This window comes from Hymenobacter sedentarius (assembly GCF_001507645.1).
Classification (GTDB): Bacteria; Bacteroidota; Bacteroidia; order Cytophagales; family Hymenobacteraceae; genus Hymenobacter; species Hymenobacter sedentarius.
This window is the reverse complement of record NZ_CP013909.1, coordinates 532110-553135: the sequence shown is the minus strand read 5'-3', so window position 1 is coordinate 553135 and position 21026 is coordinate 532110. Positions and strand designations below refer to the sequence as shown.

Annotated in this window: 20 protein-coding genes; 13 read left to right on the top strand and 7 right to left on the bottom strand. The window is 58.9% G+C overall.

The genetic code is table 11. From position 1 onward, the window contains the following. Window positions 1–15: 15 nt before the first annotated feature. The 4 genes from AUC43_RS02385 to AUC43_RS02370 form a co-directional block, all read right to left on the bottom strand. Window positions 16–1329, bottom strand: coding sequence for a site-specific integrase (locus AUC43_RS02385; protein ID WP_157780890.1), 1314 nt, complete (start codon window positions 1327–1329; stop codon window positions 16–18). Between the two features lie 243 nt (window positions 1330–1572). Continuing rightward, entirely contained in the window at window positions 1573–2094 is a 522-nt protein-coding gene (locus AUC43_RS02380) for an XrtX-associated membrane protein (protein ID WP_157780889.1), read from the bottom strand. Between the two features lie 23 nt (window positions 2095–2117). Beyond that, window positions 2118–2675, bottom strand: a complete 558-nt coding sequence (gene xrtX / locus AUC43_RS02375) for an exosortase X (RefSeq protein WP_068189416.1) — start codon at window positions 2673–2675, stop codon at window positions 2118–2120. A gap of 87 nt (window positions 2676–2762) precedes the next feature. Next, on the bottom strand, window positions 2763–2984 hold the full coding sequence (locus tag AUC43_RS02370) for a PID-CTERM protein-sorting domain-containing protein (protein ID WP_068189414.1): 222 nt from the start codon (window positions 2982–2984) through the stop codon (window positions 2763–2765). A gap of 442 nt (window positions 2985–3426) precedes the next feature. On the opposite strand from AUC43_RS02370, the gene AUC43_RS02365 reads away from it, so the two are divergent. Next, the gene (locus AUC43_RS02365; protein WP_068189412.1) at window positions 3427–4425 is read left to right on the top strand and encodes an AAA family ATPase; all 999 of its coding nucleotides are present in this window, start codon (window positions 3427–3429) and stop codon (window positions 4423–4425) included. A gap of 86 nt (window positions 4426–4511) precedes the next feature. Here the strand turns inward: AUC43_RS02365 and AUC43_RS02360 are convergent, their stop codons facing one another. The 3 genes from AUC43_RS02360 to AUC43_RS02350 form a co-directional block, all read right to left on the bottom strand. Continuing rightward, a complete protein-coding gene (locus AUC43_RS02360) occupies window positions 4512–6866 on the bottom strand; it encodes a T9SS type A sorting domain-containing protein (RefSeq protein ID WP_068189406.1) in 2355 nt (784 codons plus the stop codon). Between the two features lie 169 nt (window positions 6867–7035). Continuing rightward, on the bottom strand, window positions 7036–8067 hold the full coding sequence (mnmH, locus tag AUC43_RS02355; RefSeq protein WP_068189398.1) for a tRNA 2-selenouridine(34) synthase MnmH: 1032 nt from the start codon (window positions 8065–8067) through the stop codon (window positions 7036–7038). 107 nt (window positions 8068–8174) lie between these two features. Further along, a complete protein-coding gene (locus tag AUC43_RS02350) occupies window positions 8175–8900 on the bottom strand; it encodes a pyridoxine 5'-phosphate synthase (protein WP_068189395.1) in 726 nt (241 codons plus the stop codon). Between the two features lie 261 nt (window positions 8901–9161). On the opposite strand from AUC43_RS02350, the gene AUC43_RS02345 reads away from it, so the two are divergent. The 12 genes from AUC43_RS02345 (at window position 9162) to AUC43_RS02290 (ending at window position 20977) form a co-directional block, all read left to right on the top strand. Then, window positions 9162–9623, top strand: coding sequence for a GatB/YqeY domain-containing protein (locus tag AUC43_RS02345; protein WP_068189393.1), 462 nt, complete (start codon window positions 9162–9164; stop codon window positions 9621–9623). Window positions 9624–9748: 125 nt separating this feature from the next. Further along, complete coding sequence (locus AUC43_RS02340) at window positions 9749–10279, top strand: CvpA family protein (protein WP_068189383.1); 531 nt, start codon at window positions 9749–9751, stop codon at window positions 10277–10279. Between the two features lie 87 nt (window positions 10280–10366). Further along, entirely contained in the window at window positions 10367–10972 is a 606-nt protein-coding gene (locus tag AUC43_RS02335) for an anthranilate synthase component II (RefSeq protein ID WP_068189380.1), read from the top strand. Between the two features lies 1 nt (window position 10973). Beyond that, window positions 10974–11756, top strand: a complete 783-nt coding sequence (locus tag AUC43_RS02330; protein WP_068189377.1) for an alpha/beta fold hydrolase — start codon at window positions 10974–10976, stop codon at window positions 11754–11756. A gap of 135 nt (window positions 11757–11891) precedes the next feature. Continuing rightward, complete coding sequence (locus tag AUC43_RS02325; RefSeq protein WP_068189375.1) at window positions 11892–12566, top strand: CBS domain-containing protein; 675 nt, start codon at window positions 11892–11894, stop codon at window positions 12564–12566. Window positions 12567–12572: 6 nt separating this feature from the next. Then, window positions 12573–14030, top strand: a complete 1458-nt coding sequence (locus tag AUC43_RS02320; RefSeq protein WP_082684855.1) for a BamA/TamA family outer membrane protein — start codon at window positions 12573–12575, stop codon at window positions 14028–14030. Window positions 14031–14109: 79 nt separating this feature from the next. After that, window positions 14110–15003 carry an NAD kinase gene (locus AUC43_RS02315; protein ID WP_068189361.1) on the top strand — a complete coding sequence of 298 codons (894 nt, stop codon included), beginning with the start codon at window positions 14110–14112 and terminating at the stop codon, window positions 15001–15003. A gap of 138 nt (window positions 15004–15141) precedes the next feature. Beyond that, window positions 15142–16044 carry a DUF6089 family protein gene (locus AUC43_RS02310; protein WP_068189355.1) on the top strand — a complete coding sequence of 301 codons (903 nt, stop codon included), beginning with the start codon at window positions 15142–15144 and terminating at the stop codon, window positions 16042–16044. A gap of 41 nt (window positions 16045–16085) precedes the next feature. Beyond that, on the top strand, window positions 16086–16841 hold the full coding sequence (gene porG, locus AUC43_RS02305; protein WP_068189352.1) for a type IX secretion system protein PorG: 756 nt from the start codon (window positions 16086–16088) through the stop codon (window positions 16839–16841). A gap of 132 nt (window positions 16842–16973) precedes the next feature. After that, window positions 16974–17720 carry an isoprenyl transferase gene (locus AUC43_RS02300; protein ID WP_068189349.1) on the top strand — a complete coding sequence of 249 codons (747 nt, stop codon included), beginning with the start codon at window positions 16974–16976 and terminating at the stop codon, window positions 17718–17720. Window positions 17721–17762: 42 nt separating this feature from the next. Beyond that, window positions 17763–20255 carry an outer membrane protein assembly factor BamA gene (gene bamA, locus AUC43_RS02295; protein ID WP_233254086.1) on the top strand — a complete coding sequence of 831 codons (2493 nt, stop codon included), beginning with the start codon at window positions 17763–17765 and terminating at the stop codon, window positions 20253–20255. Between the two features lie 38 nt (window positions 20256–20293). After that, entirely contained in the window at window positions 20294–20977 is a 684-nt protein-coding gene (locus tag AUC43_RS02290; protein ID WP_068189343.1) for an OmpH/Skp family outer membrane protein, read from the top strand. Window positions 20978–21026: the final 49 nt, after the last annotated feature.

Below are 21026 nucleotides of genomic sequence, written 5' to 3'. Positions count from 1 at the left end.
CGCCTACGGCCTTGTTCAGGCGGTGCCTGGCAAGGGGCTGCCCCCGGGTAAGACATTACTCGTGGCGTGTTCCTGTTTGCTCCATACACTAGCAAATTCTGTCAGCAACCTATCTGACGTTACCTGGATGTAACGTCGAAAGGATTTGAAGTCCTTGTGTCCGGTAGCTTTCATAATCGTTTCCCAGCTCAAGCGCCCCTCGAGCGAAAGGGTAACGAAGGTGCGCCGACCCGTGTGGGTGCTGATGAGCTCGTACTTGGGATGGGTGGTGCTGGTGTGCAGGCTTCCCCGGTGCTCATCATGATTGGTAGGAGTGTCGATGCCCGCAAGCCGGGCGACGTCCTTGATATAAGCATTCAAATTCTGGTTGGCGATGGGGTGCACTAGGCCCGCCCAAAGCCGGGCCAGCAGCGGTACGGCTGGGTTACCACGGAGCGGGATGGTGAGCTTCTCCTTGGTCTTCTGGGCCCGCAGCTCCAGCCACTCTCCATTCTGGTGCTCCGGCCGCAGGGCAGCTACGTCGGAAAATCGCAGGCCGGTGTAGCAGCTGATGAGAAACAAAGCACGCGCATTCTCCAGCCGGTCCGTGTCGCTCAGGCCGGACAAGTCGACCCGCTCCAGGGCGGATAATTCGGCTCGGGTGAGGGCCAGCACGTCCGGGTCTTGGCGCTTCCAGTGCCAGCGCTTGTAGTCCTGCAATGTCGTATGCCCTGACTCGTGGGCATCCCCCAGGAAGTGTTTCAAATGAGCAAGGAGCTTGGCGATGCTGTTGTCTTGCAGCCGGGCCGTGTCGAGGAGGTAGGCAGCAAAATCGTCCCAGAATTTCTTCGTGAAGCCCTCGTAGGTTAAAGTTTTGCCCCTGTGCTGTTCATAGCGGTCCAGGTGGTTGTAGAGCGTGCCGATAGCTTTCACCGTGTTGGGCCGGCGGGTTATGGCATGTCGTTCCTTGTAAGCCAGCAGGTCGATAAGAGGGCGCGGCGGCGGGGCGGGTGCTGCGGGTGCTGCTTCCGGTTCAATGGCTTCCCGGAGTTGGGCGGCACTTGGCAGGGTGTCCTGGCTGCGACACTCGTTCCAGCAGGCCAGCAGGCGCTTGCTCATCCGGGCAAGGTTGAGGTTCAGCGTTTCGTGAGTGCGCTTGAGTTCAGCGTCGATGTCCCGGCCCTTGACGCGGGCCTGTTGCACATCACCGCCGGCCCAATATATGGGCAGGATTTTCTCACCGGTATAGATGCGGACCCTGTCGTTCCCGTTCTGGGGGTTAAACCAGATGTAAATGGTCGTTGGTTTTTCGGCCTTGGGGTCCTTGAGGTGAAACGAGACGGTCGCCATGAACTGGGAGTTGATGCTGACGTGAAGGTAGCTAAGTGCTAGGGTTGGGTACAGCCTGGGGTACAAACATTCCGTAAAGCACACACATCACTTCTTTAAAGCAACAGGCCCCTGAACCAATAAAAGGCGTTTTTTGCTGAATCAGCCGGTGTTTTATCAGTTTTGACTTGGGTTGGTTATGGTATTTGGTACTCCCGTCTCTGGTACAATAGAAAAGCCTCCCATACAGGAGGCTTTTTTATTTTAAGGCGTGCGTTGAGCTGAAATTCCAGCGGCGGCGCCCAGGCCCGATTTGAATAGTACCACTAGCGCGGCCACTGGTAGCGGGCTGACGATAAAGTCCAGCAGGTGGCGGCTGAGGCGGTAGCCCCAGGCCGCGTTGCCGGTCAGCTTATTTAGCAGCACCATGGCCGCATACACGGCCAACGCGCCCGCATAGAGCCGCAGCGCCAGCCGCCACTGGGCCGGCGTGGGGAGCAGCAGCCGCAACAGCAGCAGGCAAATGCTGAGGTACAACACCGCGTAGGTGGCCACCGCGGGCAAGAAGCGTTTCAAAATGCCCCCGTTTATTCCCTGCTGCAAGGCCTGGGCCTGGCGTTGTAAGCCCACTGCGGCTAGTGCTTTTTGCCAGAAAGAAGTAAGCAGCTGCAGAATGGACTCGTCGTAGATGCCTATTAGGAACAACAGGATTACCAGCGCGCCGACGCTCACCCAATAAGCGGGGTGTACGGGTTTGGTTGGTCTAAAGCCAGGTTGTTCAAGCACGTGATTTTAGCTTCGGTTACGCGTTAGAATGCCGCGGGGCGGTGGGCGGCAACGGCCAGCCGCTTGGCCCACAGCATCCACAAGCCAAAGATGAAGCCGTACACGATAAAGGTGAACGTGTAGTGGTGGTTGAAGTCGACCGACTGCTGGGCGTAGTGATGATTGATGGCCAGGGCCGCTACCCGCAGCACATTCAGCCCCCAAATGAGCACCATGCCGGCGGGAATAAACCAAAGCTTGCGCCGCCAGGGACCCGGGAAGGCGGCCACAAACCCACTAAACAGCGCATACAGCACCAGGCCGTTGCAGGGCGCGCCGATTATTACGGCCGGCTGCCCCCTCATCATCACCAGGGTGGCGTACTGGGGGCTCACGGCCGCATCAAAACCCAGCAGCCGCAGCAGCCCCACCCCAGCCGCCGTAATCTGATTGCACAAGGCCGCATCGAGCCGGCCGTCGGGCGCCAGCCATTGTTCATAGCCAAAAAACCACACCAGAAACAGGGCCGCCGCAATAAGCAGGAACCGGTACAGGAACCGGTTGCCGGTCGGCGCGGGGCTGGCGGAGGCAGTAGCGGGCATAAACTCCAAAATAAGGGGGCTGCAATTTCCAACAAAAAACGGCTCCTCCTTCCGGAAGAGCCGCTCCTGGCCTACAAAATTAGTGGGCTAAACCTTGCGCCGACGGTTGCGCAGGCGCTTTACGCCATAGGCCACGCCGCCGGCCAGCAGCAGCGAAATGCCGCCATCGATGGGAACGGCCGTTGGGTTGGGAGGGGTGCCAGGAGTTGGGCCGCCGGTGGGTGGCTCCCCTTGAGCCAACGCTAGTGCAGTAGTTGCCAGCACCAGCAAGAGGCTCGGCAGCAGAGTTTTTAGAAAAAATGATTTCATACAGGAACGCTAAGGGTGCTAACTGAGGAGGCGGATATAGCAAATATAGAAAGAAAGCTGGCCCGTCAATCCGGCTGGATCAGGTGCTTATTCTATGTAAGGCAGGCGGGATACTCGACAATTACGCATACTGTGGAGAAGTAGTTTTGGCCGCGCAGCCGGACCGTAAATAAGCGTCGGAATAAAGCCCCGCAAGGGAGTCGTGGCTGGTTTCAAGTTAATGGGATGCCGGACACAGCCAGGGCAAGCCGCGTAACCAGGCTAAGCGCTATGGTGGCTGCACCAAGCGCGACATTACGCAAGGCAAGCGTGGGGCTGAGAATAGATAAGGGTAATTTACGGTTTAGCCCAAGCGGGGCGGCCGCCTGGGCATGGTGGCCGGTGCGGCGGGTACAGCGGGCTTGTGCCTACCTTGCACCTGTCGTTTTGCCCCCGCCTATCCATGAATCCCGCTTCTGACGTACCGGTTCCGTCGGCCGGCCCCGCCGACTACCATCCTCTCATTCGCCAGGTTTTTGCCGAGATGGGCAAGGTGGTGGTGGGCCAGCAGCCGCTGCTCACGCGCCTGCTTATCGGCTTGTTTACCGGTGGGCACATCCTGCTCGAAGGCGTGCCGGGACTGGCCAAAACCCTCACCATTTCCACGCTGGCCAAGGTGCTGCACCTGAATTTCCAGCGCGTGCAGTTCACGCCCGACCTACTGCCGTCGGACCTGGTTGGCACCATGATTTACAACCAGAATCAGTCGGTGTTTGAGGTCAAGAAAGGACCGATTTTCGCCAATCTGGTGCTGGCCGACGAAATCAACCGCTCGCCGGCCAAGGTGCAGAGTGCCCTGCTCGAAGCCATGCAGGAAAAGCAGGTCACCATCGGCGAGACCACCTATCAGCTCGACCTGCCCTTTCTGGTGCTGGCCACCCAAAACCCGGTGGAGCAGGAGGGCACGTATCCGCTGCCCGAAGCCCAGGTCGACCGGTTTATGCTGAAGGTGCACGTCGATTACCTCAAGAAGGCCGACGAGCTGGAGGTAATGCGCCGCATGGCCAACCTCAGCTTTGTGGAAGACGTGCAGCCCGTGCTCACGGAGGCCGATATCTTTGGCATCCGCCAGCAAATCAACCAGGTCCAGATTTCGGAAACGCTGGAGAAGTACCTGATTGAGCTGGTGTTCGCCACTCGCCGCCCGGCCGACTACGACCTGCCCGAGTTTGCCCAGGCCGTCCAGTTTGGGGCCAGCCCCCGGGCCAGCATCGCCCTGCACCGCGCTTCCAAGGCCGTAGCCTACCTCGAAGGCCGCGACTACGTGCTGCCCGAAGACATCAAGGAAGTGGCCGCCGATGTGCTCAACCACCGCATTCTGCTCACCTACGAAGCCGAAGCCGATGGCATCCGCACGCAGGACTTGATTGAAGCCATTCTGCGCAAAGTGCCCATTAGCTAGGCTCGCGCTTGGCTCGTTAGCGTAACCACATAAAAAAGGGCTGACCGTATGGCCAGCCCTTTTTGCTGAGGAAAATATAAGACCGTTTATTCTACCACTACACGCTTTACCACCAGGTCGGTGCCGGTGCTGAGCTGCAACGAGTACACGCCCGGGGCCAGGCGGCTCACGTCGAAGTTGGCGGTGCCGTTGGCTGGGGAGAGGTTGAGCTGGCGCGTCTGCACCACTTGGCCCAAGGCGTTGAGCAGCGTGGCCGAGGCCGCGCGCAGGCTGCCAGCGGGCACGGTCAGGGTGAAGCGTTGGTGCGCCGGGTTTGGGTACACCGACACGGTAGCGGCCAGGGCCTCGTTGCGGGTGGCCGTGGCCACGCCGAGGGTTACATCAACTGCCAGCCGCGAATTGAGCGTGGAAGTGTTGATGTCCGTCCAGGTGGTGCCGGTGGTGGTGAAGAAGAACGTGCCGGCTCGCAGCGGCTCTTCCAACTGATAGGCCAGCCCAATATTTTCTGCCCCCACGGTTTTGATGCCCACGAAGAAGGGCCCGTTTACCGCCACGTTGGGCACGGATACCGCGTCGGTCACGACGGCGCCGGTGGCGGCCGAGGGGCGGGGACGGGCCGGCGACGTGTACAGCACGGTGCCGGGCTGGCCGTTGGCAGCCGAATACACCAGCACCTGATACGTGGAGCCCGCCGTGGCCGTCCCCACGAACGTCGGGGTGACCGAAGTGACGGCCGCGGCTCCGGCGGTCCGGTAGCCTACTGCAATTACGCTGCCGGCGGAGGTGACGCCCGCCCCGCCGTCAAACGTCGTCCCGGAAATGTAGCTCAGTGAAGCCGTCGAAATGGTCTGGGTGACGGTTTGGGAGTTGTTGGAGGCATGGTCGTCGGCCGGAACGGTTACGGTGAGGGTGTTGGTGCCGCTGGCCCCGGCCACGGGGTACGTGAAGGTCACAGTGGTTGAAGCGCCGGCGGCCAGCGTGGCCACGGTCTGCGTGTTGGTGTACGTGGTGGCGCCGCTCACCGTCAGGGTTACCGGCACGTTGGTCAGGGCGGCAGAGCCGGCGTTGGTTATCACGGCCTGCGCCGTCACGGGCGAGCCAAAGGTGCTCGACACCTTGCCCAGCGTGTACACCACGGTTACGGCCGCATCTTTGGGCGGCAGGTTCAGGATGCTGGCACAAATGGTGAAAGCTCCTTGGGTATCGCTGGAGCCAACGCCCGACACGAATACATAATACGTGGTGGCCGGCGCCAGGCCCCGCAATTCCAAGGGCGGGGCAACGGCATTATTGGCCTGGCCCGCCGAGCACCCCACCGATACAAACGGCCCGGCTGCGCCGCCCGTGCTGGAAAAGACCCGCACCTGCCCCGCCGGGGCCCCGGTAACGGTGATGGTGACGGCGGTGCTGCCTTGCTGGCCGCTGGCAGCGGTGGTGAACTTATACCACACGTCCTTGGGGTTGATGGCCACGCCGCAGCCCGGGTTGCCATACCCTGCGGGCGTCGTGGTGGTGGCGCCCACGTTGGTTCCGTTGGTGGGGGTGCAGGTAGCTGCCAGCGGCAGCGCAATGGCGCCGGCCGGGTCGTCGTTGGCAGGGGGAGGGGCAATGCCGCCGGGCGTAAAGCGGTAAGTGCGCCCGGCATCCGGCAGGCCGTCTTTGCTTATGTTGTGCGCCTGTTGGCCGTAGTTCTGGTTGATGAAGGTGGTGCTGCTCCACGGGTCGGAGGGCACGCCTTTCAGCGCCAGCGTCACTTGGTTGGTGGCGGTGCTGCTGCCTTTCAGGCCCACGTTGGGAAAGCGGGTGCCCGCCGGGCTTGCCGAAGGCGTGGCCGTACCGTACACAAACTCAATGTTGCTGTTCTCATACAGCTTCACCTGGAAGCTGAAGTTGGCGTACTGCGACGCCGCCGCGTTGGCCGCGCCGGCAGGGTCCGATTTGTCGCTCACGTTTTTCCACTGAATCGTGCACACCCGGTTGGGCGCCGTGCCCGTGGTCTGGACCCGATATTCGGCCGCGCTGGTGCCCGCCTGCAAATCGAAGTTGAAGGGCATAATCAGGTTGATGTCGGCAGCCCCAGCGGCGCCCCCCAGGGGGTCGACCCCAGCACCGCCGCCAAAATTCTCATAGTACAGCGCCGCCGTAGAAGGTGGGGTGCTGCCGAGCTTGATTAACCCGTTGGTGTTGAGGATGAACTGCGTGAAGGCCGTGCCGTTGTAGTTAAACGTGAAGCCGATGTTCTGGGCGGCGGAGTTGGCGTCGTCGGCGTTGGCCGTGGCGATGACCGTGCCATTGGTCCCCAGGTCCGTGTAGGTGCCGGCCACGTTCACGGCATTGGCCGCGCCATAGTTCAGGTTTTGGGCGTGCGCCGCAAAGGGCAGCAAGGCCAGCGGTAGCCACCGACTGGCTTTTTTCAGCCGGGCGAGTAAAGGTGTGAACATGAAAAGGAGGAAAAGTGGAGAATAGAAAGACCAGTAAGCAGCAGTGGATAACCGATAAGCCCAACCGCACTGCCGTGCGAAGGGCTGGGCCAAAGCCGTAAGCAAATTACCACATTAAAACCCAAAGGCATAGCTGTACTATACCGCTGTAAGGCGCTAGGAGCGAGAACTAACGGGCCTCGGTGGCAATTGACTGAAGCAGGGTGGCGGCGTTTTGGGCCGGGTTGCAGTCGGCCACCGGCACGAACGTGCGGTCGGGCTCGCCGGGCCGTTGGGCTAGCCCATAGGTGTAGGTCTTGTCGTAGTAATCGAGCACCAGCTCCACCATTTGGGCGAAATCGCCGGCCTCGACCGCTGCCAAGGCTTGCTGGGCAGCCAGGCCGCCCAGGCGTTTGTGCAGCCGCTCGATGGCCGCGGCCAGTTCCACCGGGTTTTCGGCGCCGTACTCGGCGGCCAGTTTGGCTACGCGGGCGGCGCGGGGCACCTCCAGCACCCAGCGCGGAGCCGTGCGCAGCTGCGCAAACAAGGCGGGCGGAATGGTGAGCCGGCCAATTTGCCGGCTTTCGTCTTCCACCCAGATGGGCGCATCGGTGGGCAGCGCCGCCATAGCCGCCGCCAGGTTGTTCTCAAACTGCTCCTGAGTGGGCTGAGCGGGCTGGCCGATGGCGCCAAACGCCGAGCCCTTGTGGCTGGCCAGGCCTTCGAGGTCGAGCACCGGCTGGGTGGCCGAGGTGGCCGTCAGGGCGTGCAGCACGTCGGTTTTGCCGCTGCCGGTGAGGCCGCCCAGCACGCGCCATTGGCGCGGAGTATCGAACGAAGCCAGCACCTCGCGGCGGTACTCCTTATAGCCCTTGTCCAGCAGGTGCACCTTGAAGCCGGCCAGCTCCAGCAGCCACATCACGGCCCCGCTGCGCATGCCGCCGCGCCAGCAGTGCAGGCGCACTTCCTTGCCCTGGGCCAGCTTCTGGGCCTGCTTGGCCATCGCCGACATCTTCGGTCCAAAGAATTCCAGGCCCAAGTGCACGGCGCGTTCCTGGCTCACCTGCTTGTAGGTGGTGCCGATGCGGGCCCGTTCCTCATCGGTGAACAGCGGCAGGTTGAGCGCGCCCGGCACGTGGCCCTGCGCAAACTCAATCGGGGCCCGCACGTCGAGAATGGGGTAGGGCAGGGCCTGAAACTCGGCCAAAGAAAGACGGGGCATAACTTATTTCATTTAACAATTAACATTTATCGTTAACATCTAGTCTTTGTATTCAGCCAGCACTTCATTATTTCAACCGAGCACGGAAGGCTGTTGACTGATAAAGGTTAATTGTTAAATGGCTTGAGCTGACGCTTGTAGAGTTGAACGGTGTTTTCGAGGCCCAGGTAAATGGCGTCGCACACCAGCGCGTGGCCGATGCTTACTTCGGCCAGCTCGGGCAGCTGTTGCTGGAGCCAAGCCAGGTTGTCGAGGTCGAGGTCGTGGCCTGCATTCACGCCCAGCCCAAGCTGGCCGGCGCGGGCGGCGGCGGCGCGGTAGGGCGCCACGCCCTGCTCCCGGTCGGTGAGGTATTGCCGGGCGTAGGCTTCGGTGTACAGCTCAATTCGGTCGGTGCCGGTGGTGGCGGCCGCGTCTACCAAAGCCAGGTCGGGGTCGAGGAAGATGCTCACCCGGCAACCCAACCCTTTGAGCTCGGCCACAATATCCCGGAGGTAGTCTTGGTGCTTGATGACGTCCCAGCCCGCGTTGGAGGTGATGGCGTCGGGCGCGTCAGGCACTAGCGTCACCTGCTCGGGGCGCACTTCGCGCACCAGGTCCAGGAAATCGGGCGTGGGGTTGCCCTCCACGTTCAGCTCCGTAGTCACGATGGCCTTCAGGTCGCGGACGTCCTGGTAGCGGATGTGGCGCTCGTCGGGCCGCGGGTGCACGGTGATGCCTTCGGCGCCGAACCGCTCAATGTCCCGCGCGGCCTGCAGGATGTCGGGCCGGTTGTGGCCCCGGGCGTTGCGCAGGGTGGCCAGTTTGTTGATGTTGACGCTGAGCTTGGTCACGGGTGGTTCGGGTATGGAGTGGGAGAGAGGGCAGAAGCACAACAGTTCAGCAGGGCCCGCCGGTTTAAACTTCCGTAGTGCTGAGCCTACGCTTGCGGGCCGGCTGCCGTAGCTTCGGGGCGAAATTACGCCCGCCACGGCCCCCGCCCCGAAGCGCCGCGCGCCGTGGGCCCGTATACCCTGGCCAACCTCAGCAATTTGCCGCTGAGGCTGGCCTGTTGCCACATTCTTTCCCGCACTAACTCGCCAACCCACCACCTTATGCTAAAAGACACCATCGACGCCGCCATCAAGCAAGCCATGCTGGCCAAAGACAAAGTGCGCCTCACCACCCTGCGCAGCATCAAATCGCAGATTATGCTGGCCGAAACCGCCGAAGGAGCCCACGGCGCCGCCCTCACCCCCGAGGCCGAGCTCAAGCTGCTCAATAAAGCCGCCAAGCAGCGCCGCGATGCCGCCGCCATCTACAAGGAGCAGTTTCGCTCCGAGCTGGAAGAAAACGAGCTGGCCGAGTTGGCCATCATCGAAGAATTCCTGCCCCAGCAGCTCTCCGAAGCCGATTTGGTGGAGCGCCTCGTGCACATCATCCAGCGCGTAGGTGCTCAGGGCCCTTCCGACTTGGGCAAGGTGATGGGCGTAGCCGCCCGCGAACTCTCGGGCCAGGCCGACGGCAAGCGCATTTCCGACGTCCTGAGCCATTTGCTCAACAATACTAACCTGTAATCATTTATCATTTAACAATTATCATTTAACAGGTCGCCCAGCGTGCCTGCATCCAGGAGAAGGAGCTGAGGCCTCAACGCAGGTTGAGCTGAATGATAATTGTTAAATGATAACTGTTAATTTACATGACTGCCCTCGATATTCTGCTCCTGCTTCCACTGGGCATTGGGGCTGTGAAGGGCTACCGGCGCGGGCTGGTACTGGAGGTGGTGTCGCTGCTGGCTTTCGTGCTGGCCGTGGTGGGCGGGCTGAGTTTGCTGTCGGCCGCCGTGCCGCTGGTGCGGCATTACGTGGGCAGCGCCTTTGGCATGCTGCCGCTGGTGTCGTTTGCGCTGGTGTTTGTGGCCATTATGTGGGGCGTGCACCTGCTGGGCGGCCTGCTCAAAACGGCAGTGCACCTCACCCCGCTGGGCGTACTCGACAACTTGCTGGGCGCCGCCGCCGGGGTCATTAAGTGGGTGGTAGGGCTGAGCTTGCTGCTACACGGCACCGGGCTGGCGGGGCTGCACCTGTTGTCGCCGGGTCTTGTGGCTGGCTCCCAGGTGTTGCCCATCGTGCAGCAGGCCACGCCGCTGGCGCTGCAGCTCACCGGCTACGTGCTGCCCTTTGCCCAGGATTTGCTGGTGCGAATGCGCTCGGCCTTTGTCAAAATTTAAAAATGACGAATGAGGAATGACAAATGGTTGCTACCAGTTGTGGAGCGCCCATTTGCCATTCCTCATTCGTCATTCGTCATTTCAGAAATGCGCCTGCTGCTGCTCGACAATTTTGATTCCTTCACCTTCACCCTGGCCGACTACCTGCGTCAGCTGGGCGCCGAGGTGCTGGTGCGCCGCAACGATGTGCCGTTGGTGGAGCTGGAGCGGCTGGAGTTTGATGGCATCGTGCTGTCGCCGGGGCCCGGCACGCCTGCCGAGGCGGGGGTGATGCCCGCGGTGATACAAGCCTACTACCAGCGCTTGCCCATGCTAGGCGTGTGCCTGGGCCACCAGGCGTTGGGCCAGTTCTTCGGGGCCCGCGTGGTGCGGGCGGCCCGGCCCATGCACGGCAAAGTAGCCCAGATGCTTTGCGATACTACTGATCCGCTTTTTGCCGGGTTGCCCGCCACGCAGCTGGTCACGCGCTACCATTCGCTCATTGTCGGCGAGCTGCTGCCGCCGGAGCTTTTGGCCCTGGCCCATACCACCGGCCCCACCCCCGAACTCATGGCCTTGCGCCACCGCACGTTACCGCTCTACGGCGTCCAGTTTCACCCCGAAGCCCTGCTTACCCCCCATGGGTTGGCAATTTTGGCCAATTGGCTCCATTGTTGTATCATTGCCAAAACGCCGGGACTTGACGAGAAATGAGATGGAATTGCGCCGCCAGCACCAGCAAGGGTATGAATACGTAGACGAAGGCCACGGCCCGGTGCTGCTGCTGCTCCATGGCCTGTTTGGTGCCCTGAGCAACTGGCAGGAAGTGGTGCGCGAGTTTGCGCCCGACCACCGCGTTCTCATCCCCCTGCTTCCCGTATATGACATGCCGTTGAGCCAAGCCGGCGTGCCCGGTTTGGTGAAGTATGTCGAAGGCTTCGTAGCTGCCCTCGGCCTGCCGTCGGACTTCACGGTGCTTGGCAACTCCCTCGGTGGGCACGTGGCCCTGGTATACACCCTTACTAATGCCCGGCGCGTCAACCGGCTGGTGCTCACGGGAAGCAGCGGGCTGTTTGAAAACAGCATGGGGGCCTCGTTCCCCAAGCGCGGCAACTATGCCTACGTGCAAGAGCGGGTCGGTTTTACTTTTTACGACCCTACCGTCGCGACCCAGGAATTGGTGGATGAGGTGTTCAACGTCACCAACTCCAATTCCAAATGCCTCCGCATCATTGCCATTGCCCGCTCTGCGCAACGCCATAACCTGAGCAAGGAGCTAGCAAAAATCACGGTGCCCGTGCTGCTGGTGTGGGGCCTGAACGATACGATTACGCCGCCACCCGTGGCCCACGAGTTTGCCCGCTTATTGCCGCACGCCGAATTGCGTTTTCTCGACCACTGCTGCCACGCGCCCATGATGGAGCGCCCCGCCGGCTTCAATGCCTACTTGCGGCGGTTTTTGCGTACAACCGAAACGGCCCCCGCCGTCGCTGCTTAGAAAGCCGGTTATCATTCTGCCGGCTCCGCTGTTGTTCTCTACTATCCTGCCACTTTCGCGTGGTCTTTATGCCTTTCCACTATCCTTTCCACCAAGCCCGCTGCTATCTCTTCGACATTCATAATCAATAAGAATATGCCCGCCCTGCTCGCCGAAGACTTACTCAACGAAATGATTCCGCCTCTGAAGGGCACCGATTCGGCGGGCAAAGCAGCGCGCTGGCTCGATGAGTTTCACGTGGCCCAACTGCCTGTGCTCGACAACCGCCACTACCGTGGCCTCGTCACCGAAGCGGACCTGGCGGACTACGAAGACCCGGAAACCCTGCTCTCCGAACTGCAGCTGGGCTACGCCGATGCCTATGTGCGCCCCGACCAGCACTTTTACCGGGTAATGGAGTTGGCCATTGAAAATAAAATTCAGCTGGTGCCCGTCGTGGATGAGCGCCAGGAATACGCCGGGGTCGTGACCATCGCCGATGCGCTCGCCGCCTTTGGGCAGCAGCCGGCCGGCGGCCAAGGCGGCATCATAGTGCTCAGTATGGAGGAGCGGGATTATTCTCTCACCCAAATCAGCCGCTACGTAGAGGAAAACAACGCCAAAATCGTGAGTGCCCTCGTGGCTCAGGACGAGGTGGACCCCTACCGCATCCGGCTCACCCTCAAGCTCAACACTGACAATCTTTCCCGCATTACGGCTACGCTGGAGCGGTTTGGCTACGTCGTAACAGCCCAGTTCAACGGCACGGCGGTGGCTAATGAAGATGAGCAGGAACGCTACGACGCCCTCCTGCGGTACCTGAGTGTCTAATATCGGGTGCTAGGAATTCTCTTGTCGCTACGGCTGCTCTTGGCCAGCGTGGGCGTTGGGCTGGCTCCGCCCGATACCTTGCCCAAGCCGCTACGCCCGGTAGTGGCCCCCACCGATACCTTGGTGCGCATCGTGCCCTGCCCGGGCATAGCGCGCGCGGTGGTTGGCACCATTCTTTTCGGGGGCAATGCGGTTACCAAAGAGCGCATCTTGCGAGCGGAGCTGGATTTTCACGAAGGCGACACCCTCGCGCTTGCCGACCTGCCCACCCGCCTCGAGGCCAACCGCAGCCGGCTGTTCAACCTGCAGCTGTTTCATGCCGTGGTGGTGCAATCCAGCTGCGCGGGTAGTCGGCTCATTGTCGTTTTCGGCGTGCAGGAGCGGTGGTACACCTTCCCGGTTCCCATCCTCTCGCTGGCCGACCGCAACCTGCGCTCCTGGAGCGAGCGCACCGACCGCTGGCGCCGCGTCGACTACGGCGTGCACGTGGTGCGCAATAACTTCCGGGGGCGCAATGAGCAGGTTATCGCCAACCTCCAGCTGGGTTTCAACCGCAAGTATGAGCTTTTCTACGAAGCCCCGGGTCTGGGCACCTACCGGCGCATTGGCCTTGGGGTAGGAGCGTCCTTCTACCAGAGCCGCACCGTCGATTACATCACGCGGGCCGACCGCCTGGTGCCACTGGCTTCCAACGACGGCTTTCCGATTCAACGATTTTACGCCACGGCCGGGCTGCGCTTTCGCCATACTGTCCAGTTTCTCACCGCCCTCGACGCCTCTTATCACCGCGAGCGCATCACGGATTCAATTAACTACTATAATCCCAACTATTATCAGGGCCGCACCCAGCGCGAGTTCCTCGACCTAACCCTCACCAGCACCCGCAACCAACGCAACACCTTTGCCTACCCACTTACCGGGCAGTATGCCCAGGCCCGCCTCACGCACCGTGTTTTTCTGGATGGGGCCACGCCCAGCCTCACCACCCTGCGCCTGAGCTACGCCCGCTACCTGGCGCTGGGCCATGGGTTTTACTACACCGCTGGCATCAGTGCTCAGGCCCGGCTCACCCGCCGCCTGGCCTACGCCGACACCCGGGCGTTGGGCTACGAAGACCTGGTGCGGGGCTACGATGAATACGTCATTGACGGTCGGCACTATGGGTTGCTGCAACAAGGCCTGTCTTACCGGCTGTTTCATCCCGAGCCCATTCGGGTGCAGTCCCTCGGCAACCCCAAAATCAACACCATCCCGTTAGCGCTCTACTTGAATATCTTTGCTGATGCCGGCTACGTTGCCGCGCCCAGCACTCTACCCCAAAACCGCTTGCCCAACCACCTGCTCCGCGCTATTGGCCTCGGGCTTCATCTGGTCACCTACTACGACCGGGTGTTTACCGCCGAATACACCTTGAACGGGCTGGGCCAAACCGGCTACTTTTTTCGAGCCGAGTTTCCGATTTAACGTTTGCGACGTGCGTTGACGGTTATTTATTTGTTACGTATTCCCATCCCAGGTGACGTAATTCGCTTCCCTTACCCGCATGAAAATCGCCATTCTCGGCAAACCGTTCGACGACGAAGCCGCCCCGGCCATTCAGGCATTGCTCGACGACCTGGCCGCGCGCCGGGCCGAAGTGCGCATTGGCGAAGCCTTCCGCACCTTCCTCGACAACCGCCTGCGCCTGCCCGAGGGCACCACCGAATTCCGCCGGGGCGATTCGCTACGCGGCGTCCAGTTCGTTCTGAGCATTGGCGGCGACGGCACCCTGCTCGACACGGTAACCTACGTCGGGAGCCTCCAAATCCCCATTCTGGGCATTCATACCGGCCGGCTGGGCTTCCTCGCCACCATAACGCCCGACCGCATTGCCCAAGCCATCGATGCCTTGTATAAAGGCCACTTCAATATTGAGGAGCGCAGCCTGATACGCGTGGATACCGACCCCGACGTTTTTGGTCAGCTCAACTTTGGCCTGAACGAATTCAGCGTTCTTAAGCGCGACACTTCGTCCATGATTGTCGTTCACACGTACATCGACGGCGAATACCTTAATTCGTATTGGGCCGATGGATTGGTAGTAGCCACTCCCACAGGCTCTACCGGTTACTCGCTCAGCTGTGGAGGTCCGGTGATGCTTCCCCAGACCAACAATTTTATCATTGCTCCCGTATGTCCCCACAATTTGAACGTGCGTCCTCTTGTGGTGTCAGACCGAAGCGTGATTTCCTTTGAGATTGAAGGCCGTAGCACCAGCTACATGCTTTCGCTCGATTCACGCTCCCTGCCCGTAGAGGCCTCCGTCCAGATTGCCGTTCGCCGCGAAGCCTTCAATGCCCGCCTTGTAAAACTCAACCATGTAAACTTCCTCAGTACCTTGCGTAGCAAGTTAAACTGGGGCCTTGACCGCCGTAATCCCTCTGGAATTCAATTGTAATTCGGCAATTTCTTATTGAAAAGATATTAGAAAGTTTTTTTAGTTCCTGTTAACGCCTACTTTTGTCACTGTCTGAAACTGCGCACTTTCTGCGCTGCTTACAATACCCGAACTTCGCATCATCATTTTAGCTGCCTTATGAAAAATATTTTCACGTATTCTACGGCCTTTGTGCTCGGTTTGGCCCTAGTGGCTACGCCGGATGCCGATGCCCAGCAGTTCAGTAAGCGGAAGCAGTATAACTCCGTGGGCTTCAGCCTCAACGCTGTAAACTATTTTGGCGATGTAACGCCTACTACGAGCTTCACCAGCCTCCGCTTCGGCGCGACTCGCGTGGGTGCCGGTGTTTCCATCACCCGTCGTTTTTACCCGCGTCTTTCGGGCCGCTTCGGCCTAAGCTACGGTCGCATCACGGGCGATGACAACCTGGCCGCTGATGAGCAAGGTGCAGATTCCAAATTCCGCTACAACCGGAACATGAGCTTTCGCAATGATTTGTTCGAAGCGTCTGCAGTTGCAATTTTTGACATCATCGAAAACCGCAATAACTACCTAAAGCGTCCGGACTTTGTGCCGTATGTATTCGCAGGCGTTGCCGGCTTCTACAACAATCCGAAAGGACTGGTGGGGAAAAACACCTTGGGCCTATCTGAAGGCCAATATATTGCTTTGGCAGACCTGAAGACCGAAGGCCAAGCCACCGCTTACAGCAAAACCCAGATTTCAATTCCCTTTGGTGGTGGCATTCGCTACCGCATTAATCGTAACTTTGACGCCAGCTTAGAAGTTGGCTGGCGCAAAACGTTTACCGACTACATCGATGACGTAGGTGGTAAATATGCTCCGGTGTCGAATTTGTCTACGCCTGCCGCTCAATACTTCGGGCATTTTATTACCAAAGACCGGACCAACTTTCCCGGCTTTGATGCTCCAGGTGCTATTCGGGGCGACAAAGGCAATAAGACCGACTGGTACATCGTTACCGGTGTGACGTTGAATTATATTTTGACGCCTCGCATCAAGAATCCCAAGTTCCGCTAGCCTAATTTGCTGGCTGATTATTTACTCTACAGTCAGTTTGAATGACGAAGTCAGTTTACCAAAGCGCACTCCTCGTTTGCCTCATGCAAGCGGGGAGTGCGCTTTTTTGCGCAGATGCTACTGCTCAAAGCACGAGTGAGGTAGGGATAGGAATTGGCGCTACCAATTACCGCGGGGAAATTTCTCCTAACTATCAGTTAAAGAATAATCGGCCGGCGTTTACAGCCTTCTATCGGCGCGATGTATCGGTGCCCATCACGCTGCGCGGGGCTTTTACCGCGGGCTTACTCCGCGCGGCCGATGACAACGTGACCGGCGTGAATGGCGGCGTGCCGCCGTTGCAAAATTATCGGCAGGCAAATACGAAAGGAAGCCTGCTGGAGGCATCGGCGGTGATGGAGTATAACTTCATGGACTATCATCTCCGCACGAACAAGATTCATTTTACGCCTTATTTATTCGTGGGGGTTGCCACATTTTATGCCAACACCACTACGGTAACCAATAATGCGATGCTCGGCGAAGCGTTTAATCGCAAGGGCTCAATGTTGGGCTTTGCCATACCGGCAGGGGCAGGAATCAAGTATGCGCTTTCGCAACACATCAATCTTGGTTTGGAGGCGGGTGTCCGCAAAGCATTTACGGACAATCTCGACCATCTATTTGACCAAGACCCACTCTTGGTAAATCCTCATGACCAAGATTGGTATTATTACAGTGGAGTAAGCCTATCTTATACTTTCTATAAAATCCTCTGCCCTGACCAGTATAAGAACAACGAACACCTACTGAAGTAGTAGCTGTCTTGCAGTAATGACGGGTGAAGAGGTGGGCCGGGTACCCCATCCATGGGTAGTTCTCACTTCGTCTTCGGCTGCTAAATGCAACCATTTCCGTAACTTGCGGGCTCTTTTAGCGAAACCGCAAGCATGACCGGCAAGGCCGAAATAGATACTCATAATATTCCTGCCCACGTGGCTGTTATCATGGATGGTAACGGGCGCTGGGCCAAGCAGCGGGGCGGCTTGCGCGTGTTTGGGCATCAAAGCGCCATTACCGCTGTGCGCGAGACTGTGGAGGAAGCGGCCGAACTCGGCGTGCGCTACCTGACGCTTTATGCTTTCTCGACGGAAAACTGGAACCGGCCGGCTCTGGAGGTAATGGCCCTGATGCAGTTGCTGGTGCATACCATCCGGCAGGAAACGGCGACATTGCTCAAAAACAGCATTCGTTTAGAAGCCATTGGCGATATCAGCACCCTGCCTGGCAACTGCCAGCGTGAGTTGGCCGAGGCCATGGAGCTAACTAAAGACGGCACCCGCATGACCCTGGTGTTGGCCTTGAGCTACAGCGGCCGTTGGGACTTGACGCAGGCGGCCAAGCGGATGGCTGCCGACGTGGCCAGCGGCCAGCTTAAGCCCGCCGATGTGACGGAAGCTACCGTGGCAAGCTACCTGGTAACAGCCAATATGCCCGACCCGGAGCTGCTCATTCGGACCAGTGGCGAGCAGCGCATTAGTAACTTTTTGCTCTGGCAATTAGCTTACACAGAGCTTTACATCACCGATTTGTTGTGGCCGGATTTCCGAAAGCAGCATTTTCAGGAGGCCATTCGGGCGTACCAGCGCCGGGAGCGGCGATTTGGCAAAACCAGTGAGCAAATCGCTGTATCTTAATTTTTTGTAATGATAGTTGTGCGTAATTTTTTGGTAAAATGTGTGCTGACACTGGTGGTGCTAGGAAGCCTGTTGGCCCGCTCAGTGCTGGCACAGCAAGCTGCTCCCGGTGGAGCAGGGGAGCCCAAACGGTATGAGCTAGGGGGCATCACCGTAAGTGGCGCCCGCTACCTCGACCCCAATACCCTTATCGGGCTGACTGGTTTGCGCGTGGGGGACGCTATTACGGTGCCAGGCGAAGAAATTGGCAAATCCATTCGGAAACTGTGGGCCCAAGGCATTCTGGGCGATGTAAGCGTGACCATCGCGCGCATTGAGGGCAATAAGATTTTCCTCGATTACAACCTGAAGGAGCGTCCTCGCTTGTCGAAGTTTACTTTTACCGGAATCAAGAAAAGCCAGACGGAAGACCTCACCAAAAAGATTACCCTGATTCGGGGTAAAGTGGTGACGGATGCCCTGCTGAATAACACGCGGACGCAGGTGCGCAAGTTCTTCGTAAACAAGGGCTATCTGGATGCCAAGGTGAACATCCTACAAGTGGCCGACTCGTCTTTGTCGAACAGTGTGGCCCTGCGCATTGATGTGGACAAGGGGTCAAAAGTGCGCATCCATGATATTGCCTTTGAAGGCAATAACGCGTTTACCGACCGTAAGCTGAAAGGAAAGCTGAAGAAGACCAAAGAGCGCAAACCCTACAAATTCCTGACCGCGGGCAAATTCCAGCGTAACGAATACGAAGAGGACAAAAAGAAGCTGCTCGAATTTTACAACGCCGAAGGGTACCGGGATGCCACCATTGTGTCGGACACGCTGGTGCGCGATAAGGAAGGGTTGGCCCTGCGGATTCGGGTTGATGAAGGCCCGAAATACTATTTCCGGCATATCACCTGGAGTGGCAACTACCTCTACGACGACAAGACGCTGGCCAATGTGCTCGGCATCAAGCCCGGCAGCCCGTACAGCAAGGAGATTTTAGATAAACGGTTGAACTACAACCCAACCGGACAGGATATCTCCTCACTGTACCTCAACGACGGATATCTGTTCTTCACTATCGACCCGGTAGAAACCAAGGTAGAAGGCGACTCCATCGACATTGAGATGCGTCTGAGTGAAGGTGTGCAAGCGCACATCAAGGACATTAACATTGCGGGCAATACCAAGACCAGCGACCATGTGCTGCGCCGCACCTTGCGTACGCTGCCCGGCGACAAATTCAACCGGGAATTGCTCATCCGCTCACAGCGGGAAATAGCCACCTTGGGCTATTTTGATCCGGAAAAAATCGGCATCAACCCCGTGCCAAACCCAGTAGATGGTACCGTAGACATCAACTATACGGTCGTAGAAAAGCCTTCCGACCAGGTAACGCTGTCGGGTGGCTGGGGCGGTTACGCAGGCTTTATCGGTACAGTAGGGTTGGTGTTCAATAACTTCTCACTCCGGAAAGCTGGCACGCTGCGCAACTGGACCCCGGTGCCTTCGGGCGATGGCCAACGGTTGGCGCTGAACCTGCAGGCCAACGGCGTGCAGTATCAGGCGTATTCGCTCTCGTTTACGGAGCCCTGGCTGGGCGGCCGGCGGCCCAACTCATTCTCCTTTAGCCTGAACCACAGCATCCAGCGTGCCGGCACCAGCCTAGACGCTTCCACGAGCAGCTTCATTAAGGTAAACAGTGCTACCGTGGGCCTGGGCCGCCAGCTGCGCGTGCCGGATGACTACTTTACGCTCAGCAACTCGCTCTCGGTAAGCCAATACCAGACGCAGAACTATGCGTTGCTGCCCGGTTTTGCTACAGGCTATGCCACAAACATTACCTTCAACACCACGCTGGCCCGCAATAGCATCGACAACCCGACCTATACGCGGCGCGGCTCCTCGTTGAGCTTGAGCGTGAACCTGACCCCGCCGTATTCGCTGCTCAACCCCAACCATCCCAATACCAGCCAGCTGATTGAATTCCACAAATGGATTTTTGACGCTTCGTGGTTTACGCCCATCGTGGGCAAGCTGGTGCTGAACACCCGCGCCCACTTTGGCTACCTGGGCAACTACAATTCCAATCGCACGATTGGGCCGTTTGAACGGTTTAAGATGGGCGGCGCGGGCCTGGGCTACAACGGCGGCGGCAACTTCCTGGTGGGCACCGACTACGTGGGCTTGCGTGGATACGATGACCCCAACAGCACGTTCGCCATTCCCACGGCCCAGAACAACCAGTCGGGGGGCATTGCCTTCAACAAGTACGTGCTGGAAATGCGCTACCCGGTTAGCCTTAACCCCGCTGCGACGGTCTACGTGCTGGCTTTCGCGGAAGCAGGCAACTCGTATGACTCCTACACCAATTATAACCCCTACAAGCTGTACCGCTCGGCTGGCGTAGGAGCCCGCGTCTTCATGTCGGCATTTGGTTTGCTAGGCTTTGATTTTGGTCATGGCTTTGATTCCGTGGTACCCCCGGTGGGCACTGCCGTGGGCACCAAGCAGGACCCCAACCACTTCCATTTTATTATTGGGCAGCAAATTCGCTAGTTGAACACTAGGCGGGCGTCATTTCACGTTTCCTCTTTATGAAGAACCTCCGTTATTTGCTGCTGGCCTTATTGTTGCTTATGGTCGCGTCTGGTGTTCGGGCGCAAAAATTCGGCTGGGTTGATTCGGAGTACATCATGGCCAAAATGCCGGAGTACGCCAAGGCCCAAGCCGAATTGAACGCCATCTCGGAAACCTGGCAAAAGGAAATCGAGGCCCAGAAAAAGGACCTTGATAAACTGTACCACAACTACCAAGCGGAAGAAGTGGTGCTGACCGAGCCCATGAAGAAGAAGCGGCAGGACGAAATCCTGAAGAAGGAACAAGACATCAAAGCCTACCAGAACAAGCAGTTCGGCTACGAAGGGCAGCTTTTCAAGAAGCGGCAGGAACTCAACAAGCCAGTTCAGGACAAGGTATTCGAGGCCGTGGAAAAAGTGGCCAAGAAGAAGCAGCTGGCGGTTGTCTTCGACAAGGCCAGTGACTTGACCATGCTTTATACCAACCCTGCCCACGACTACACCGAATTTGTACTGGAGGAGTTGGGCCTGGGCGCCGAAGACCGCAACCAGCCCGGCCCGAAAGGTGCCGTGAAAACCGTGGCGCCGCCTAAAACCCCAGTGGACCCCAACTTTGAGTCTGATTCCGGTACGCCGGAACCGGCCTCCGGAAACAAGCCAGCGCCCAAGCCTACCCGCTCGACCAAGAAGAGCCGGAAGTAATTACCTTTGTCCCAACATTTTTCTGACCTTTTTTCTTTTGATGAACCTC

Coding starts and splice junctions, on each gene's coding strand:
- AUC43_RS02315 (WP_068189361.1), top strand. CDS start 14,110: ATGAAAATCGCCATTCTCGGCAAACCGTTCGACGACGAAGCCGCCCCG.
- AUC43_RS02300 (WP_068189349.1), top strand. CDS start 16,974: ATGACCGGCAAGGCCGAAATAGATACTCATAATATTCCTGCCCACGTG.
- AUC43_RS02330 (WP_068189377.1), top strand. CDS start 10,974: ATGGAATTGCGCCGCCAGCACCAGCAAGGGTATGAATACGTAGACGAA.
- AUC43_RS02370 (WP_068189414.1), bottom strand. CDS start 2,984: ATGAAATCATTTTTTCTAAAAACTCTGCTGCCGAGCCTCTTGCTGGTG.
- xrtX (WP_068189416.1), bottom strand. CDS start 2,675: ATGCCCGCTACTGCCTCCGCCAGCCCCGCGCCGACCGGCAACCGGTTC.
- AUC43_RS02310 (WP_068189355.1), top strand. CDS start 15,142: ATGAAAAATATTTTCACGTATTCTACGGCCTTTGTGCTCGGTTTGGCC.
- AUC43_RS02290 (WP_068189343.1), top strand. CDS start 20,294: ATGAAGAACCTCCGTTATTTGCTGCTGGCCTTATTGTTGCTTATGGTC.
- AUC43_RS02340 (WP_068189383.1), top strand. CDS start 9,749: ATGACTGCCCTCGATATTCTGCTCCTGCTTCCACTGGGCATTGGGGCT.
- AUC43_RS02335 (WP_068189380.1), top strand. CDS start 10,367: ATGCGCCTGCTGCTGCTCGACAATTTTGATTCCTTCACCTTCACCCTG.
- porG (WP_068189352.1), top strand. CDS start 16,086: ATGACGAAGTCAGTTTACCAAAGCGCACTCCTCGTTTGCCTCATGCAA.
- AUC43_RS02360 (WP_068189406.1), bottom strand. CDS start 6,866: ATGTTCACACCTTTACTCGCCCGGCTGAAAAAAGCCAGTCGGTGGCTA.
- AUC43_RS02365 (WP_068189412.1), top strand. CDS start 3,427: ATGAATCCCGCTTCTGACGTACCGGTTCCGTCGGCCGGCCCCGCCGAC.
- mnmH (WP_068189398.1), bottom strand. CDS start 8,067: ATGCCCCGTCTTTCTTTGGCCGAGTTTCAGGCCCTGCCCTACCCCATT.
- AUC43_RS02345 (WP_068189393.1), top strand. CDS start 9,162: ATGCTAAAAGACACCATCGACGCCGCCATCAAGCAAGCCATGCTGGCC.
- AUC43_RS02325 (WP_068189375.1), top strand. CDS start 11,892: ATGCCCGCCCTGCTCGCCGAAGACTTACTCAACGAAATGATTCCGCCT.
- AUC43_RS02385 (WP_157780890.1), bottom strand. CDS start 1,329: ATGGCGACCGTCTCGTTTCACCTCAAGGACCCCAAGGCCGAAAAACCA.